Source organism: Ignisphaera cupida (assembly GCF_030186535.1).
In the GTDB taxonomy this organism is placed as follows: domain Archaea; phylum Thermoproteota; class Thermoprotei_A; order Sulfolobales; family Ignisphaeraceae; genus Ignisphaera; species Ignisphaera cupida.
In genome coordinates this window covers 72,624-89,935 of the sequence record NZ_JASNVW010000001.1, presented here as the reverse complement: position 1 = coordinate 89,935, position 17,312 = coordinate 72,624, and the positions used below count along the sequence as shown (strand labels likewise).

General features: G+C 35.4%; 18 protein-coding genes, 2 tRNA genes and 1 pseudogene. 12 read left to right on the top strand and 9 right to left on the bottom strand.

Features of this window, described 5'->3' with window-relative positions; all coding sequences use genetic code 11:
- Window positions 1–23 precede the first annotated feature (23 nt).
- From QPL79_RS00525 to QPL79_RS00515, 3 genes are all read left to right on the top strand, one after another.
- A complete protein-coding gene (locus tag QPL79_RS00525; protein ID WP_285272833.1) occupies window positions 24–296 on the top strand; it encodes an H/ACA ribonucleoprotein complex subunit GAR1 in 273 nt (90 codons plus the stop codon).
- Window positions 293–1,156: a transcription initiation factor IIB gene (locus QPL79_RS00520; RefSeq protein WP_285272832.1), complete on the top strand. Its 864-nt coding sequence runs from the start codon at window positions 293–295 to the stop codon at window positions 1,154–1,156. The genes QPL79_RS00525 and QPL79_RS00520 overlap by 4 nt, the downstream gene beginning before the upstream one ends.
- Before the next feature lie 133 nt (window positions 1,157–1,289).
- Window positions 1,290–1,697, top strand: a complete 408-nt coding sequence (locus QPL79_RS00515) for a hypothetical protein (protein ID WP_285272831.1) — start codon at window positions 1,290–1,292, stop codon at window positions 1,695–1,697.
- Between the two features lie 28 nt (window positions 1,698–1,725).
- On the opposite strand, the gene QPL79_RS00510 is transcribed toward QPL79_RS00515, so the two are convergent.
- From QPL79_RS00510 to QPL79_RS00490, 5 genes are all read right to left on the bottom strand, one after another.
- Window positions 1,726–2,952, bottom strand: coding sequence for a hypothetical protein (locus QPL79_RS00510; RefSeq protein WP_285272830.1), 1,227 nt, complete (start codon window positions 2,950–2,952; stop codon window positions 1,726–1,728).
- 71 nt (window positions 2,953–3,023) lie between these two features.
- Window positions 3,024–3,599, bottom strand: a complete 576-nt coding sequence (locus QPL79_RS00505; protein ID WP_285272829.1) for a nucleoside-triphosphatase — start codon at window positions 3,597–3,599, stop codon at window positions 3,024–3,026.
- A gap of 6 nt (window positions 3,600–3,605) precedes the next feature.
- Entirely contained in the window at window positions 3,606–4,613 is a 1,008-nt protein-coding gene (locus QPL79_RS00500) for a helix-turn-helix domain-containing protein (RefSeq protein WP_285272828.1), read from the bottom strand.
- A 52-nt stretch (window positions 4,614–4,665) separates the two neighbouring features.
- Entirely contained in the window at window positions 4,666–5,382 is a 717-nt protein-coding gene (locus QPL79_RS00495; protein WP_285272827.1) for a fibrillarin-like rRNA/tRNA 2'-O-methyltransferase, read from the bottom strand.
- 72 nt (window positions 5,383–5,454) lie between these two features.
- Window positions 5,455–6,687, bottom strand: a complete 1,233-nt coding sequence (locus tag QPL79_RS00490; RefSeq protein WP_285272826.1) for a C/D box methylation guide ribonucleoprotein complex aNOP56 subunit — start codon at window positions 6,685–6,687, stop codon at window positions 5,455–5,457.
- 194 nt (window positions 6,688–6,881) lie between these two features.
- Here QPL79_RS00490 and QPL79_RS00485 point away from each other — a divergent pair.
- From QPL79_RS00485 to QPL79_RS00455, 7 genes and pseudogenes are all read left to right on the top strand, one after another.
- Window positions 6,882–7,019: pseudogene (locus QPL79_RS00485) on the top strand (30S ribosomal protein S30e); the annotation flags it as partial.
- Between the two features lie 172 nt (window positions 7,020–7,191).
- The gene (gene gatE / locus QPL79_RS00480; protein ID WP_285272824.1) at window positions 7,192–9,150 is read left to right on the top strand and encodes a Glu-tRNA(Gln) amidotransferase subunit GatE; all 1,959 of its coding nucleotides are present in this window, start codon (window positions 7,192–7,194) and stop codon (window positions 9,148–9,150) included.
- 16 nt (window positions 9,151–9,166) lie between these two features.
- On the top strand, window positions 9,167–9,784 hold the full coding sequence (locus QPL79_RS00475; protein WP_285272823.1) for a tRNA(Phe) 7-((3-amino-3-carboxypropyl)-4-demethylwyosine(37)-N(4))-methyltransferase: 618 nt from the start codon (window positions 9,167–9,169) through the stop codon (window positions 9,782–9,784).
- A 35-nt stretch (window positions 9,785–9,819) separates the two neighbouring features.
- Window positions 9,820–10,971, top strand: coding sequence for a PhoH family protein (locus QPL79_RS00470; RefSeq protein WP_285272822.1), 1,152 nt, complete (start codon window positions 9,820–9,822; stop codon window positions 10,969–10,971).
- Between the two features lie 60 nt (window positions 10,972–11,031).
- On the top strand, window positions 11,032–12,168 hold the full coding sequence (locus QPL79_RS00465; protein ID WP_285272821.1) for an amidohydrolase family protein: 1,137 nt from the start codon (window positions 11,032–11,034) through the stop codon (window positions 12,166–12,168).
- Window positions 12,169–12,264: 96 nt separating this feature from the next.
- Complete coding sequence (gene ubp / locus QPL79_RS00460) at window positions 12,265–12,762, top strand: UBP family nucleoid-associated protein (RefSeq protein WP_285272820.1); 498 nt, start codon at window positions 12,265–12,267, stop codon at window positions 12,760–12,762.
- A complete protein-coding gene (locus QPL79_RS00455) occupies window positions 12,749–13,888 on the top strand; it encodes a hypothetical protein (protein WP_285272819.1) in 1,140 nt (379 codons plus the stop codon). The genes ubp and QPL79_RS00455 overlap by 14 nt, the downstream gene beginning before the upstream one ends.
- Before the next feature lie 17 nt (window positions 13,889–13,905).
- Here QPL79_RS00455 and QPL79_RS00450 read toward each other — a convergent pair whose 3' ends face one another.
- A complete protein-coding gene (locus tag QPL79_RS00450) occupies window positions 13,906–14,667 on the bottom strand; it encodes a beta clamp domain-containing protein (protein WP_285272818.1) in 762 nt (253 codons plus the stop codon).
- A gap of 227 nt (window positions 14,668–14,894) precedes the next feature.
- On the opposite strand from QPL79_RS00450, the gene QPL79_RS00445 reads away from it, so the two are divergent.
- Together QPL79_RS00445 and QPL79_RS00440 are read left to right on the top strand one after the other, a co-directional pair.
- Window positions 14,895–15,539: a TFIIB-type zinc ribbon-containing protein gene (locus tag QPL79_RS00445; protein WP_285272817.1), complete on the top strand. Its 645-nt coding sequence runs from the start codon at window positions 14,895–14,897 to the stop codon at window positions 15,537–15,539.
- Between the two features lie 67 nt (window positions 15,540–15,606).
- A tRNA-Met gene (locus QPL79_RS00440) sits at window positions 15,607–15,683 on the top strand.
- A gap of 416 nt (window positions 15,684–16,099) precedes the next feature.
- Here QPL79_RS00440 and QPL79_RS00435 read toward each other — a convergent pair.
- The 3 genes from QPL79_RS00435 to QPL79_RS00425 all read right to left on the bottom strand — a co-directional run bounded on the left by QPL79_RS00435 (window position 16,100) and on the right by QPL79_RS00425 (window position 17,007).
- Window positions 16,100–16,309: a hypothetical protein gene (locus tag QPL79_RS00435; protein WP_285272816.1), complete on the bottom strand. Its 210-nt coding sequence runs from the start codon at window positions 16,307–16,309 to the stop codon at window positions 16,100–16,102.
- 51 nt (window positions 16,310–16,360) lie between these two features.
- Window positions 16,361–16,451, bottom strand: a tRNA-His gene (locus tag QPL79_RS00430).
- A gap of 46 nt (window positions 16,452–16,497) precedes the next feature.
- On the bottom strand, window positions 16,498–17,007 hold the full coding sequence (locus QPL79_RS00425) for a metallophosphoesterase (RefSeq protein WP_285272815.1): 510 nt from the start codon (window positions 17,005–17,007) through the stop codon (window positions 16,498–16,500).
- Window positions 17,008–17,312: the final 305 nt, after the last annotated feature.

Below are 17,312 nucleotides of genomic sequence, written 5' to 3'. Positions count from 1 at the left end.
CTACTTTATTTGGTGTTACTTAATTGGCTGTTAGGCCTTTGGGAACTGTTTTACATATTACCAGATCTAAATATGTTATTGTGAAAATACATGAAAAAAAGTTTTTGCCACCAATAGGATCAGAAGTTGTGGATGCAAACAATGAGCTAATGGGAAAAGTTGTTGATGTTATTGGACCTGTTGATAGTCCCTATGCTGTTGTTAAGCCATTGAGACTAAGCATGATTTCATTTATAAAACCATCAATGCTTCTATTCTACAGAATAAGAAAGCTTGGTAGAGGTAAGAAGCATTGAGCTGCACAAATGTTGTTGTTGATAATGAAAGAGGTTCTGTTATATGCTTAGACACTGGTGAGGTAATAGAAGAAGGGCAAGTGTTTATAGGTCCTGATTGGCGTGCTTACACATCAGAAGAGTGGATTAAAAGAGCACACATGGGAAGTATAACATATAAAGTTCATGATTCTGGATTATCAACTGAAGTAGATTTATCTATTAAAAAATATAGAGAGTCTGTTAAAAATAGGAAACTTGCATTAATTCAAAGAAGAACTCGTGTATATAAAAACGAGAGAAAAATAGTTGAGGCTCTCACATACTTAAATCAGATGTGCGCTTTAATTAATCTACCTGATCAAGTTTCTGAAACTGCTGCATTGCTTCTTCGAAAAATATTTAGCTCTATTCAACCAAGAGTTGATAAGCTAAAAATATTGGCTTTAGCCTCAATAGTTTTAGCATCTAGAAAACATGGAATACCTGTGAGAGTAAGAGAACTTTTAGCTAGATTCAACATCGATGAGGAGGAATACTGGAAGTTTATTTCAGATGTTTACTTCAAAGCAGACATAAATGAATTCAAAGCATATGTAGATCCACGCAAGTATTTACCCTCAATAATATCAAATTTGCAGTTAAGTCAAAAAGCATATGTGTTAGCTGCGAAAATAATAGATATATTGAAGAGAGAAGGGCTTGCCGAAGGAAAAGACCCAGCAGGTATAGCAGCTGCAGCTGTTTATATAGCATCTATTCTTGTTGATGAGAAAAAAACTCAAAAACAAGTTGCTGAAGCTGCTAATGTAACAGAAGTCACTATTAGAAATAGGTATAGAGATATCATAGACAAATTAAACATAACCATCTATGTTTAACTAATTAAACAGAGCTATGTCAACACCTTTCTATTATAGATCTATTCAAAAATTTTATAATGCATTTATTAGACTTTGTAGTATTTCTACTAGTAGTATAGAGGTTGCTGCAAACAAGGTGAGAAAAATCTCTTTGGATAACCTGAGTGATGTAGAGAGGATTGTTTATGACATTATTAAGAAGGAGACAGAGAGTGTTGGAGGTATTTGGCAAAGAAAATTGAAGGAAATGCCGGAACTTAGAAACATTAAACCTAGAACTCTTCAACATATTGTGAAGAAGTTGATTAAACTGAAATTGGTTAAGAGAATAAAGATTGAAAATAATGGGAAAACAGCTTACTTTTTAAAAGCAGTAACTGAAGGCGATGAAGGCGCCAATAAAGCTTTGGATTTGTTGCAGCAAGAGCTTTTTGAAATACCTTGCATAACATGTAGATATTTAAGTGTATGTGGCATTGATAAAATACATGAGCCAAGCAAATGCATAATTTTAACTAAGTATTTATTTTCCAAGGCTATGAACACAAAAACTAAATAACATGCAAAATATGTTTCAACTCTACTGCTTATTCATTTTGTGATTTAATACATTTAATCAACAAATCTTCCGAAGCATTTGCCAAGATGCCATCTTCATAGAAAATACTCCTATACGCTACAACACCATATTCCTCTAAGCATTTCAAAACCCTCGACACCTGCGGGATGCTTGTTTTAAGTTTTCGTGCCAGAACACTAATTCTTATCGTGGGAAGATCATAACTTGTCTCACTCAATTTACTGAGGATATTAATAGTTGATTCTTTTAGCCATGGCATGTTCAAAGCATTTGCATATACTAATTTCACAAAATCTTTATTAACTAAATTGCAAATCCACAAAGGCTCTACAACAACCATGTTACTTCCACATATGGGACACCTCTTCACAAAGTTACTGCCATTACTTAAAGACTCAAACATGCTATATCCACAGCTCATACAATGCCACAACCTCCCAACACACTTGGCTAAAACTGCATCGGTTTTAAAAGCACCTTCAGAAACACTTACAAAAGTTCTAACATAGTGCTTGTACTGATATGATAGCACAGGCTGAATAAACCTGTCAAAAGTTGCTACAACCCTTAGAAGAAATAATAGCAAAGTTCTTACAGCAATTTCCTTAGATATATGCGTTTTAACTCCTTTTACACCATATCGCCTATACAGAGTATTTGCATACTTTCCCTCAAGAACTGCAACATCTGTTGCTGTAACACCTACTACTCCCTCCCTCTTTATACATGCCATGGCAGAATGCACATATGGTGCTGGAGTGCCAAATGGATCTAAATCTATATAGTCCATCACCACACCATTTCTTTTTAAATAGTAGATATACTCATTAGCATCAATTAAGTTTATCGAAATAGAGATGTTATGAATATCATAAATTCTATTAATACTAACATTATGTTTAATTATATTAATTGATTTTGCAGAAATATCACCTATATAAATACTTAAAGGCACATCAATCTCTTTTCCAATCTCCAAAGCAAATCTAATGCTTCTAACACCTGTTGCCGCCATAGGATCTACAAAAACAAAGCTTTTTTTATATCCACGTAAAATACTCAATAAAACTGCCATTGTAATATCTCTATTCTCAACCATTTCAGGATTGTAGAATGTTGGAGCCCATGAAGGTTCGTATATACCATTTGATCTCTTGTATAGCTCAGGGCTTGGTATGCAAACCTTGGCCAATCCCTCGAATATTAACTCATAACCTGTTGGACACATACTCATATTTTATCACTATTCAAATTCTTAAGAGAGCACTATAGTTAGAAGACTTTGGATAGGCAATTCTGCTGTGTCTATCTATCGATTGATTTAAAAAACTCATTCTTTAATTTATTGACCATCTCATTGAACATCTTATCTCTGTTAAATTTTGTGAGTGTTATGATTTCAGTGTTTTTGCTTTGCAAAAGCTTTAGTATATCTCTATCTCTCATATTTCTATGAAGTGTTATTAATAAATGGTCACAGTTTTTAATGGCTTGAATAATCTCTCTTCTTAAACCCTCTATAGAAAGCTCCATAGGCCCTATTTCATCTATTGCTAGTACACAGTTTTTGCATTGCATTTTCAAGGCTTCTCTACCTACTTTCTCAGCCTCATAATTAATCAGAACATACCTTCCTATTCTTTTAAGAAATGCAATATCATAGCCCATTTCAATAGCTTTTTCAGGTATGAGAGCAAGCCACCCTTGATTGTTTTTAGCTATATCAACTATTCTGAATCCTATTCTCTTACCTCCTTCTCTCACCTCTGGACAGTAAAATCCGTAAACAGTCACATTCATTGATCTCAAATACTCTACTAGCTTTAGTAATAGAGTTGTCTTTCCAACACCAGGTTCTCCAGTTATTGCAATTGCTACCACATGTGATCATCTTTTAATATCTTCCACAATTTCTTTAGCTAGCTCCTCTATATTGGAAACTTTGCTAACATGTCCATAGCTTTCAACTGTTGTTAATGTTTTTTGATTCACATCGTCATCAGCAACAACAATTGGTTTTCCTTTGAATGTTAATGCAAAAAAGTAGTTGTTTTTACACTTTGTCTTTGCTTCTTCTTCATTTAGATTTCTCTCTATGTAGGATATAAAGAATCTAGTGTTTTCATTGCCTGTGATAATATCTGATGGTATGAAGTTATAGATGTTTACTTCTAGACCATAGCTCTTAAGCTTATCAATTATTTTATATCTTTTATCAACAACAATGTTTCTCACATAAACATGACTTTCTACATCTTTTTGCAAAATTCTATCCCTAAAAATATCAACTTCCTCAATAGCATCACTAAACTCATTTCCTAAAACCTCTAGAAATCTATATGCTTTTTCTATAGTCATATCCATTTTCCCATTTTCATAGCTTTTCAAAGTTTTAGCAGAAATTCCAATGACATTAGCAAGTTCATGTATTCTATAACCCTTGTTCTCTCTTAACCTCTTAAGCTTTGCACCATTGATCTTTACATACAACATTCCATTGTATTCATAAACAAACACCTTGTCTCCTTTGGCATAGCGTTGAATAGTTTGAGTTGATATTATTCCAATAAAACCTCTTATGTACAGAACATCATGTACTATATCATTATCATTAAATTTATTTGTCACTATCAATGAATTGACCTTAAGCTCCTTTGAAAGCTTCTTGAGTTCTTGATATAGTTTGCTTCTTGATGATACATTATTTGAAAACTTTAATAATGTTTTGCAATTTTTATACTCTAGCACATGGTCAACAGATCTATCCTTGGGATATGTTAGTCTATGTAAGATGTTAACGTTTCTATTACTCGCTAAATCATTTAGAATTCTATCTACATTTACTTTGATAGTTTTATAAGTATATTCCCCAGTATTTTCAGTACCCCTATACACATTATTTACCCATTTACTAAGCTACGTAAATGTATAGTTCAAAAATATTAAGTTATTTGAGTTGTTTTCTGTAAATAGCATAGACCATTGCATGATCCTTGTCAAAAGGTTCTAAATGAACCACATCAACAATTTCAAATCCTCTTCTAGTCAATGTTTCAATCTCTTTTTTATAGACATCACTAGGCTCTGCAGTAACATCAATACTTCTTGCCTTTATAGCTAGCAATAACCATCCCCCATTTTTCAAAAACATGTCTGCATTATCTGCAACAATGCTTGCCTGCTCTGGCTGAGCTATATCTGCATAAAGTCCATCAACTTCCTCAACAACCATTCTATATCTCATTGGAAATCTTGCATCCTCTAATATTGGCACTATATTTGGTCTGTCATCAGCAACAACAATAAGTTCTCTCATTACACGTGGAGCAAATTCAACAGCAAATATCATTCCTTTTAAACCTATGATATCTGATATGTGACTAGCTGTTGTGCCTGATCCAGCTCCAAGGTAAAGTATTTTCTGTCCTTCTTTTATGGGAAGCTCCTTCAACCCTTTTACAAGGGCTCCCGCTAATTTGCTTCTATATGCGTTCCACTCCCTGTATTCTCCATCACTCCACTTGAACAAGTGCTCGCCATAAACTCTTTTTCCTGGAACAAGATTTTTTGTGGCTAATCTACTACTTCCATCTTCAAGTTCTACTACATAGACTCTAGGGTATTTTGGATGTTCGTAGATGTTTGTTGCTGATATGTAAGACAAAGGTCTTCACCTTTTCTATATGTGTTATTGTTTAAATTGGAATTTTAGCTTATCTAGCTAATTTTATGCTGATTACTTCTTACCCTCTCTTCTACCTTCTCTACGTGGCTTTGGCTTTGCCTCTCTTACTTCCTTTTTTGGAGGCTTTGGATAAAGCTTCTTAACCTCCTCTATTCTCTCCATTAGTTTTTGTTTAAGCTCATCTCCAACATATCTACCGCTAAAGAAGTCTATTCTTGCTGCTATACTAAGTTTTGTGGCAAGAGCTCTAGCTATTTTGCCTCTTTGCCACTTTGGCGCTTTTCTAATTTCTGGGAACTGGAATATTACGCCATGCTTTGGTGGTTTACCACCAGTTCTCAAAGCTCTAAACAAAGCTTTTTCAGCACCTAAGACCTGTACCGTGCTAGCAGGAAGCTTAGCTAATTCCTCCAAGCTACCAGCTAAGCTTAGAAGTCTTGCGCCAAGAAGTGGACCCACTAAGGCTGTAACATTGGGTGCTACCTCCTTCATGACCTGGGTTATATAGTCTGTAAGTTTTTGTCTAAGCTCGAATAACTCCAGCCATATGTTTGCAACTGTTTGAATAATGCTCATATCCATTTCAGATAAGTCTGCCCCTATACTCTGTTTCGAAACCTCTGCTATTTTCTTTGCCCTACCCTCAGAAATACCTAGCTTTACCAAACTTTCTGTCACTATATTGTCTCTAAACCCTAGCTCAGCAACAATTCTCATGTACTCCTCATGCTCCTTAGCAATATCATCAAGCTCTGGAAAGTGAATACTGTACCACTCTCTTAGTCTTGCTGCAAACAAGTTTAGTGTTTTGTCAATATCATCAATAGCTCTTATAGCTTGAATAGCAAGCAAATCTCTTTTCTGAGCAAATTTTCTAAGTTTTCTTCGTGTAAGCTCAAGCGAAATTTGATGAACATAATCCCTATACTCTTCATCAGTTTTAAATAAACCTAGTTTAATAGCCAAAGTTGGCAAATCCTTTCTAAAATTCTTAGCAATAGCATTAGCTATTTCAACACTTGTTCTAAACCCTTTTTCACCAACTTGTCTAGCAATTTCAGAATCCTCAAAAACAAAAACAGTGTTCTCCACACTAACCTTGCTCTTCAAAGATTCTAAAAGCTGATGTAACGAATTACTGACTTTGCTTTCACTCAGCGATAACATTTCCTCAACTACTCTACCAATATCTTTTGGATAAAGCAGTTGATCTATGATTTCGCCAGCAGCATTTAATGCAAATACCCCTATAGGTGTATCAACAACATATACTTTCTCACTCATCACAAACACACCTCATGTCAGCATGTTTTCTATATTTTATATAAAAGATATATAAATTATATTGAGAAGTTTACAAAGACTGTTAAATATATTACAAATGCTTTAATGTAGGCATTATTTGAAGCAATGTAGATGATAAGCATAAAGCCTTATAAATTAATTAATGAAATTATGATTTGAATAGGCGATGTTTTATGCCATCGCATGGATCATTGACAAAAGCGGGTAAGGTAAGAAGCCAAACACCAAAAATACCTCCAAAACCCAAAAGAAATCTTGTGCCTAGAATTAGAAATAGACGAGAGCATTGGATAAGGCAAAGAAAAGCTCAGGGTCTTCCTGTACCTACAGTTGTTCCACCATCATCTGTTCCAAGAAAGTCTGCAACAGCACAGAAGTCATAGATTTTTCAGAGTTTTTTGCGCCATACTAGTATAAAGCATTAACAACATTATTTAGCAATAAAAGTATTAATTTTTGTTTAAAGCCTAATTTCTTGGGTGATTGCCTATAGCAAAAGCTACCTTGACTGTACCAACAAATATTGACTATAGAAAAATTGGTTTAAAGGTTGGTCTTGAGATACATCAGCAATTAAATACACATACAAAACTGTTTTGCAATTGCCCTGTGAAGCTAGTTGACGACAATGATTTGACCAAGTCACAGTCTTTTGAAAGATTTTTGCGTGCTACAAGAAGCGAGCTTGGAGAAGTTGATGCTGCTGCTGCTTTTGAGTTTCAGAGAAAGCGTTTATTTAAGTATCTTGCACCAATAGCTGCTTCTTGCTTAGTTGAACTTGATGAAGAGCCTCCACATCCACTTAATGTGGAGGCTCTTGTAGTAGCGCTGGCAATGGCTTTATCTTTTAACTCCTTTATTGTTGATGAAGTGCATGTTATGAGGAAAATAGTTATAGATGGTTCTAACACAACTGGTTTTCAGAGAACAGCTATTGTAGCTTTTGGTGGATATGTTAATGATGATGAGGGGCCTGTTGGTATTCAAACTATTGCTGTAGAAGAAGATGCTGCAAGAAAAATAGCTGAAGAAGCAGGTGTTGTAACCTATGGTCTTGATAGACTTGGAATACCATTAATTGAAATATCAACAGCACCAGATATTTCAACTCCTTTGCAGGCAAGAAGAGTTGCTGAGAAAATTGGCTTAATGCTGAGGTTTACAGGCAAGGTTAGAAGAGGTATTGGAAGCATTAGACAAGATCTCAACTTGTCTATTGCTGAAAGCCCAAAGATAGAAATTAAAGGTGTTCAGAAATTGGAGCTCATTCCAAAGGTTGTTGAGGAGGAGGCTAGGCGGTTAATAGGCTTGAAAATGATAAGAGATGAACTTAGAAAAAGAGGTGCTACACAATCTGAGGTACTCACTCAAAAAATTGTTGATGTTACAGATGTGATGCTTCATAGCTCAAGCAAACTTGTTTTAGACAATATAAAAAGTGGTGGCAAGGCATATGCGGTGAAGCTGCCTAGATTCGATGGAATACTTGGTGTAGAGCTTCAACACAATAGAAGATTTGGTACAGAGCTTGCTGATTATGCCAGGCAGTGGGCAGGTGTAAAAGGAATTATTCACAGCGATGAGCTACCTGGTTATGGAGTTGATGAAGATGTTTTAAAGAAGCTAAAACAAGTACTTGATATAGAGCCTTTAGATGCGTTTGTTATAGTTATTGACAAGCCTGAGAAAGCGAAAAAGGCTTTGGAAACCATAAAAGAGAGATGTGCAGTAGCTATTGAGGGAATACCAAAAGAGACTAGGGCTGCTAATGAAGATGGAACAACGAGGTATATGAGACCACAGCCAGGTGCTGCTAGAATGTATCCAGAAACTGATATACCACCAATAAGAATAACTACTGAGCTTCTTGAAGAAGCCAAGAAGATTATGCCGCCAACAGTAGATGAGAAAATAAATCAGTTCATCAATTTGTATGGGCTTAGCGCTGAGCTTGCTAAACAACTTGTTTATAGTGATTACATGTCACTATACGAATATTTAACCAGAAACTATGGTGTAAATCCAAAAACTTTGGCAATGCTTTTCACAACTGTTTATGGAGAACTTAAAAAGAAAGGTATTGATTTAGACACTGTTGATGATTCTTTCTTCTACAAAATTGCTAGTATCTTGAGTAATTTGGGTGATGCCAGTAAAGAGGATTTGGTTGCAATAGCATTGATATTGCATCAAAAGCCTGATACATCAGTTGACGAGGTTGTGAAAAGTGTGAAAATGCAGAAAATTAGTGTTGAGGATTTGAGGAGACTTGTTAGGACAAAATTATATGAGGTGTCTGAAGAAGTTAAGAAGAGAGGGGATAAAGCATTTCAATATTTAATGGGAAAGGTGATGGCCGAAGTTAGAGGGCGTGTTGATGGGAAAATAGTTGCTGCTATAGTTAAAGAGGAACTTGAGAAATTCTTTTCAGGAAGTGGTTAAGCGGGTATTTCTCTAAATGATTCATTCAGATAATCAAATACTTTTAGAGTCTGTAAATGAAGAGGTTTGGAGACGCAGAAGAGAAGAGGCATATAAAAGATTTTTAGAAGATATTGAGATAGGATATGTTGATGCAGATATAAAAGATCTTATTTTCACAGTGTTCACAAAGAAAAACATATATACCACAAGTTCTTGCAGTGGTAGAATATCAATTGTTGACTCTGTGTATCCGTGGCAAAGAGACGAAGCTTATGTGATATTTAAAAAGCATCAACCCTTGTTACTTAGTGAACTACTAGATGTTGTTAATCAAAAAACTTTGCATAGGCTATGGCTAATTGTAAGTGGACCCATAATACATTTTAATGCTCTTAATCTTAGTTCTGCAAATAAGCTATTGAATATAGTTCGCGCTGCTGGATTTAAGCACAGTGGCATATTGTCTATTGGTAGTGGAGGTATTGTTGTAGAGGTTGTAAGTGGTATATGGGTTCCATTTCTTTTAAAAGATGGTGACACCATTGTTGTGAATGACTTTAAGCGCATAGTAGATATTGCTAATGAAATGCTTAAAGAGGGGAAGCAAAAACTTGAAAAACTATTTAAGTTTTTAAAAAACGTTGATATTTAGAAGAGAGAATTTAAAGAGTCTCTACAGTGATTGTTATGAGTATAAGCATCTGGGATAAGATAAAGCCTCTTACACCAGGACAAGAGGAAATGTATAATGCTCTTAATGACAAAAACTATGAGGTGCTAGGCTTTTTTGGACCTACAGGTACAGGTAAGTCTTTGTTTAGTTTAGCATATGGAATACACAATGTGTTAACAAATGGATACAAGAGATTCATAATAATAAAACCAGTAGTTGATATAACAACTGGTGAGGAGATAACAATTGCGAAATCCCCAGAAGCTTTCATGGGAATAGTTAAAAGCTATATGCAAGATGTTATTGGAGTTATTGTTGATTGGAATCAGGTAGAGGGGTTGATAGGTAGTAAAATAGTTATTGTAGATCCACATTATTTAAGGGGTAGAACATTTGATGATTCCATTGTGTTTATAGATGATATTCAGTTAATGAAATCTGAAACAATTATAGAAGCCATTGTTAGAGTGGGAAGAAATAGTCGATTGATTGTTGCTGGAGATCCTGTTTTTCAAGCTTTAAGAGAAGTTCAAAGTGATCCTGCTGCATTGATTAGAGAAGTTCTTTTAAGTGAGGAAAAGTCTCGTGTTGTAGATCTTGGAATAAAGGATATTGTTAGAGAAGGTGCTAAGAGGGGTCTTAGATTTCTACTTGAATACAAGTTAAGGTCTAGAGCAATGTCCGATGAAGAGAAAAAGATTTTTGACATAATCAAGGCTAAAGCACCTGATGCAGATATAATCACCGTTGTTGATGTAGCGCAGTATAAGCAGAAATATGAAATATCATCTGAGCACGTTCCTGATGCATTAATCATTGCTAAGCAGGGGCATCTTGGAAGAGTTGTTGGAAAAGGTGGTGAGAGAATAAACTCTGCTGAAAAAGAATTGAATAAGAAATTAAGAGCAGTGGAGCTAAACCTAGATTTTAAAGAGTTTGTTAGAGCTTTGCATCCAACAGCATGGATTTGGAAACACATAGACGAAGTTGATTTCGCAGGTCCTAATCTCCAGATAAAGATATATGAGGATGTTGTTGGGGCTGCTGTGGGGCAGAAAGGTTCTTATGTGAGATTCCTTGATGCTGTAATGAGAAAGCTTATAGGTGTTGGGGTTAGGATAATAGCTATTGAAAGACCTAAGCAAGAAAAGAAGAGGAGAGGTTAATTATATAGAGATATAATTGCAAAGATTTAGGATATATAGCACTTCTTAGTGGTTAACTCTATGAAAATTTTAATTGAGAATGCATCAATATTGACAATGAATAGCCAGAAACAGTTTGTGCAAAGTGGGTATTTGTTTATAGATAAAGGTAATGTGATTTCGTATGGTGAAGGCTCTCCGCCTTTAGAACTTGAGTTTGCTGATTATGTTATTAACGAAAGTTTTGCTGTTGCACTACCGGGTTTTGTTGTTGGAATGGGGAATATTCTTCACTATCTTTTTCAGTTTGTGGAAGATAACACAGTATTTGATATGCTTTCAACATTATCTAGAGTAGAGTTTGAAACAGTGTTAGAGGTTTCTCTAGCATCTTTAACATTTCATGGTGTAACATCTGTTGTTACTGTGGTTAGAAGTGTTGATGAAAAGTTTTTGCAAACACTTGCAACAGCATCAACAAATAACTGGACAAGAGTAAGAGCTGTTATTCCAATATCTCTTCTACCCACAGCTCAGGAATATGAACATGTTGTAAAAACCTGGTTTAAAGGTGTTGTAGATCAAGATGCAATAGCAAAGAGGATAGTCTCTTTAGGTATTCTTATTGAAAATAAAAATGATTTATCTAGATTGTCAAAAGAGCTTGTAGATGCCATAAATAGTAGCAAAACGTTTGTTTATATAGATAGCGAGGTATTTGCAGAGGGGCTGCCATTAACAAGAGAAATAAACAACATTGTTTTACTTAATCCAAGACCTCAGACAACCCCATGCATATATACATCAGTAAGTGATTGGAAGCTGGGATGTGGTTTTATGAGCTATGATATTGGCATGCTTAATCCAAGAAAGTTGTTGCCATTGCTTCACAAGGCATTGGGAAATGCATACAATACTGTTAGTATTTTATCTCATGAAAATCCGTTAAACAATAGACTTGGTTCATCATCTATAAGAGAAGCAGAGCAAGCTGATATTGTGATAATGAGTTTTAGAGAGCCTCCCCATGGGCCAATACCATTAACAGAACACTGCATTGTGAATGCTCTAAGCAATGGTTTTTACACAGTTAAAACAGTTATAGTTAGTGGAGAAATCGTTTTTGATAACGGGCTTCATCTTTTTGTTGGTGAGGAGAAGATACGAAGAGCTGGTTCAATAATTAGTGAGCTTAGCAGGAAACTTGTTGCTGAATAAATCACAAACTATTGTAGGTGATAATGTAGATTCGTTATTGTGATTCATATCTTATTATTTCTCTTTAAGTCTTAGCTAGGTTTTTGGTGTGGTGATGTGAATTTCTCACAGAGTTTGTGTTTAGATCATAGCTGTGTAAAGCTGTTGGTTGATTACTTACTGGATTTCTATAAAGTTCAGCTCTATGAATACAATAGCATGATTAAAGGCTATGGGGTTTACCTAAAGCCTATGCATATTGTTACAAAGAAGAGTGCAAAAGGTGAGAAAATTTATTATTATTTTGGGCGGTACTGGTTTAAAATTGAGGTTAAAAACTCGAAAATTAAATGGATTTATCTTGGCTGTAAAAAGCCTTTTGATCAGCTTCCAGATCCCCCAATGAATCCATTGCTTGTTATAGGCATGAAAAAAGCTGAGGAAAATTCTAACACTATTTGTTTGCAAATTGAAAACTTCGCTGAACTCTCTAAGCAAATTATCCACATAGTCAATGCTTTTTATGAGTGCTGCAGCAAAATGAATGCGTCTTCTAAAGAAGACACATTAACATGTATAATGAAGAGGTTGAACCAAGGCAATGAGCCTAGCTAAATTTATTCAAATGCTCATAAAAATTGATTCGTGTAGTGATGTTGTAAAAGAGGTTTTTGTTGATGATAACTCAATTTTTGTTAATGTTGTAGAAGAGGCTATAAAAAGTAGGTTTCTAAATAAGCTTGTTGAGAGTAGAAATGATGATAATGAATTTGAATATGTTAAGGAGCAGCATATAATAGCATCGCTTTTAATCACTTCGTTGTATGGAAGTAGCATTCATCTGAATAAAGCTATTCATAAAGTGTTAAATGTTGTTAGCAACGAGCTTAGTGGTTATGACGATAACTCTTTAATGTCTTTTCTCAAATTGCTTGGAATTGATGCTGATTTTAGTGATAAGTGCTTTACAAGCAGTATCTATGTGCTTGTTAAGAAGGGTAAGCAAATTGTAACAAAAACATGTTATAGATATAGAATTCGCTTTACAGATTATATAAACATGGCTAAAACTCTTTTAACAGAAGAAAACTGGAGAATAATTTCACATCCTATTCTAAAGGGGTATGTATATATTGATAGAAAAGATAAGGTTATTCGACTAGTAATTGAGTATCTTAGAAACATGCTGCTAACAAAGCTTCGCTCTCTTCAAAATAATTGCGAACATATCAAAAAATTGATTGATTCAGCATCACTAAGTGAATTGATTAGAAACATTTTTGGTGTTTACAGCAACATGCATGCAACAGTCACTATTAATAATGATTCTAGAAACTCTTTGGAAACATTAACCAAGTCCTATTTTGAAAGTGTGAACAGTGTTGAGGAATTGTACAAAGCTTCTAGCAAATTCTTTCCACCATGTATCAAAGAAATTTTGGAGATTCTTATCAAAGGCGAGAATTTGTCTCATCACCAACGATTTGCTCTAGCCACATTTCTAATTAATATAGGTGTGCCACAAGATGTTATAGTTGATCTTTTTAGACGTAGTCCTGACTTTAACGAGAAGATAACAAGGTATCAAATAGAGCACTTGGCGGGTTTGAGAGGATCTAGAAAGAGGTATTTAACCTATAGCTGCAATACTATGAAGGCTTTGGGTATGTGCAAGTGGGAATGTAATTTGAAAAATCCTGTTCAATATCCATACAAGTTTCTTAGAAATGCAAAAGCCTAGCACAAATTGTTTTGTGTTTATATTTTAGCTGCTAAATAGTATTCTGCCTTGCCTCCTGAAAACTCTGCTGCAAGATATAGTGGTGCTTCTGAACCAAATTTCACATCCAAGATGTTGCTAAGTCTTAGAATATCCTCTATTCTCGCTAGATACTCACTGTCATATGGTGTTAAAACATTTTCTTTTTTCACATTCAAGGAAATTACATTGCCTGATGCTGTTGTTAATTTATATGTGCTTCTCTTAGTGTCAAAGTCTAAAAGCGTTAGTGCATCTTGTGATGCTGTAAACCCAATTGTATTTGTTATCGATGCCAATTCTGATAAAGCTGTTCTGAAAGGTGATGAAAGTACAGAAGCCTCTACATCATATTGTGGTGAAAGCTCTGGAATTTCTTCTTCAACAACTTCTATGTTTCTAAACTTGTATCTTCTTACTGATGTACCTTCAACAAGAATTTCAACATTTTCCTCATTAGCACACATAGTTATTTTATCACCTTTTTTGAGCTGTTTCAATATCTTTGCTAAATTCCCAACTGCTAAGCCTATGCTCAGCTCTTTTTCAACTTTGAAATCCTGAAAAGATTCTGCAGGTAGTGTCACAGATATCATTGCTACTCTGCTTGGGTCAAGAGCTTTAACATTCACACCTTTTTCACTAACCTTAAGAAGAACCTCATCAACAATTTCTGAAAGTGTTTTCAAAATATTTGTAAAGTCTTTTGCACTAGGATATGAAAACAGTACTACAGGCTCTATTGTTAATGATATGCTCAAAGACTTCTTCACCTACTTTAGATATGTGCTACCAAAACTTTTAAGTGGTTTTATTCATAGGATATTTACTGATGATGAAGGATCTCCCTCTGCATTTGTGATGATGCATGTGAATTCTGATTTAAACTGTTTATGAATAGTTTCGGCCTGCAGACACTGTGTATGAATTGATCTTTACATACCATTTTATATACTTGCTTAGCATTTTCTAGAAACTGGTATGCAATATGAAATGCCCCTACTGCAACTCACTAGACTTGTTATATGATTTTGAAAGAAGTTACATAGTTTGTAGAAACTGTGGTACTGTAGTAGATACAATATTTGTGGAGCAGTTCATAGGTATTTCAAATGGTTATGAGTGGGAGTATTCAAAGCCTTCAGTTAAAGAAGCTATTAACCTAAAGAAAAACGCTGGTTACATCTCAAGACTTAAACACTATAGCAGAGAGGTTAAGGCATATGAGAAGTACTGGAACAGAGCTAGAAGCACAAGTATCAGAGTTGACATAAACGCACTAAAAACTGTTTTATCAGGTGGCAAAGCCAGAATATATAGACATGTTTTTGATTCTAACCTCGAGGAAATGATTAAAAAGGATCCATTGATAAGGAAAATTCTTGAGATATTGAATGAAGATGCAATTCTATCATCAAGAACACTTAGAAGCAAAGTGGCACTAGCACTGCTAATAAAAAATGTTTTACTCTATGGGGAAGCAGACATAGATGAAATAGCAAAACAAACATCTGTTAGCAAAGTCCATATGCACAGACTTGTTACAACATTGAAAAACAGAATGAAATATTTAAAACCAAAGCTACAAAACCTAAAGCAACTAGCAACACCAAATCCAATAGCTATAGCATAAAGCAATGTCTATGAAGCAAACAGCTTTTAAGCACAAAAACAAAACAGAATTATTGGGGCCGTGAAATAGCGGGGTAGGGCAGCCTGGTAGCCCGCGGGGCTCATAACCCCGAGGTCGGTGGTTCAAATCCACCCCCCGCTACCATCGGCCCCACCAAATCATTCTAAAGCGATCTAAAAAGAGAAAAGAAATAAAAACTTATTAATCAAATGAGAAAACAGTTATCGTAGGCCCCGTCACCTCACGTCTCTCTGAAAGACCCACTCATGGATATGGAGATGTAGAGAGATCGGTTAGACGGGGCACAAAAATTTATTAGTGTCACTGAGGGAATTTTATAGATGGTTAGAAGCCTGCGGGGCGATGGAAGCGCTGCTCCAAGCCCGCAGGCCTCAACGTAGATGGGAGCCCTGTGCCGTTGGGCTCGACCGCCGCCGGTGAGCCCACAGTGATAGCACGTGACCTGTGGGCGAGGCGGAAGTCCCTAGAGGGTTGTTCCGTGTTTTTTAGGGTTGTTTAGGGCTGCCTCTAGGGACAAACGGCACAAAAACATTAAAACATTACTTAATTTGAGAAAGTTTTGATTTAATGAAGTTTATGTATTCCTCTAAACTCATTTCATTTCTGTGTCTGGGAAGATCAATCAGAAATACTTTTCCATCCTGCACTCTCTGAACTCTTAAAACATCCTTATCCTTATATCTATACACATTTAGTTGCTTTAACCCAATTTTCTCTAAAGCTTCTTTGTATTTTCTATAGTTCACCAACTCTAATCACCATGCATCTTCAGCTCTAATAGCTACATTATTTGTAAAAAGGGCCGCGGCCGGGATTTGAACCCGGGACCTCGGGATCTCTGCGCTTATTGCCCCACAGTCCCGCGCTCTGACCAGGCTGAGCTACCGCGGCCACCCATACAATTATCGCTGTTGTTTAGAGGTTAAAAAACTCTATATTAAAATTCTACTATGTTGTATTCAAATGTTTCAGTATTTAATATGGCAACACTTTTCCTATTTGTTAAACAGCCACACACCTCCCCAGGGTTTAAAACAAGTGTTTTTCCCATGTACCTTGCCTCTGCTCTATGTGTATGCCCGTACAACACCACGTCGTATTTACCTGAAAGTGCCAGTGCTTCTGCAACAGTTTTTGTTTGATCGGCATCACCAAATCCATGCATTAAAAGAATCTTTCTTCTGCCAATCTCCATTTGATGCATATCCTTTTTCAGAATAGCTCCTGCTTTTACAGCAAGCTCCTTCAATGTTATTTGCTCACCATCGTTATTCCCTAAAACAATAGCTATTCTCCCTGGATACTCCAAAATCCTCAGCAATGTAAATGGAGATATTATGTCACCCAAGTGAATTATTGCTTCAACACCATTTCTTCTAAAAACTTCCAAAGCCTTTGAAACTGCTTCAAGATTATCATGGGAATCACTCATAATTCCAATTATCATTTTCTTCACCTAGAAACAACTCACCTTAGATTCTAAACTTAAATTGCTTTCTCAAACTCAAAGTATCATTAGTATTGTTTAAACAAATTATTGAATAACATAATTCTCTTCTCATATAGAGAATGTCATTTCTTGCTCCTCCCCCTCTAAGGAATGAATATTGCATCCTTTAAAGACTCATTGATTCTCAACATCTATTTGTATCTACATCTCTCATTTGTTAAGAAATTAGAGTTGTTAAGAATGCCTATCTAAACAATGGTTTTACTCTAATACTAAAGCAAAAAGCTTGGGTTTCTATCTAC

Bases quoted from the DNA above. Each gene is read 5' to 3' on its own strand.
- QPL79_RS00425 (WP_285272815.1), bottom strand. From the start codon at position 17,007: ATGATAATTGGAATTATGAGTGATTCCCATGATAATCTTGAAGCAGTT.
- QPL79_RS00470 (WP_285272822.1), top strand. From the start codon at position 9,820: ATGAGTATAAGCATCTGGGATAAGATAAAGCCTCTTACACCAGGACAA.
- QPL79_RS00465 (WP_285272821.1), top strand. From the start codon at position 11,032: ATGAAAATTTTAATTGAGAATGCATCAATATTGACAATGAATAGCCAG.
- QPL79_RS00490 (WP_285272826.1), bottom strand. From the start codon at position 6,687: ATGAGTGAGAAAGTATATGTTGTTGATACACCTATAGGGGTATTTGCA.
- QPL79_RS00445 (WP_285272817.1), top strand. From the start codon at position 14,895: ATGAAATGCCCCTACTGCAACTCACTAGACTTGTTATATGATTTTGAA.
- QPL79_RS00455 (WP_285272819.1), top strand. From the start codon at position 12,749: ATGAGCCTAGCTAAATTTATTCAAATGCTCATAAAAATTGATTCGTGT.
- QPL79_RS00475 (WP_285272823.1), top strand. From the start codon at position 9,167: ATGATTCATTCAGATAATCAAATACTTTTAGAGTCTGTAAATGAAGAG.
- QPL79_RS00510 (WP_285272830.1), bottom strand. From the start codon at position 2,952: ATGAGTATGTGTCCAACAGGTTATGAGTTAATATTCGAGGGATTGGCC.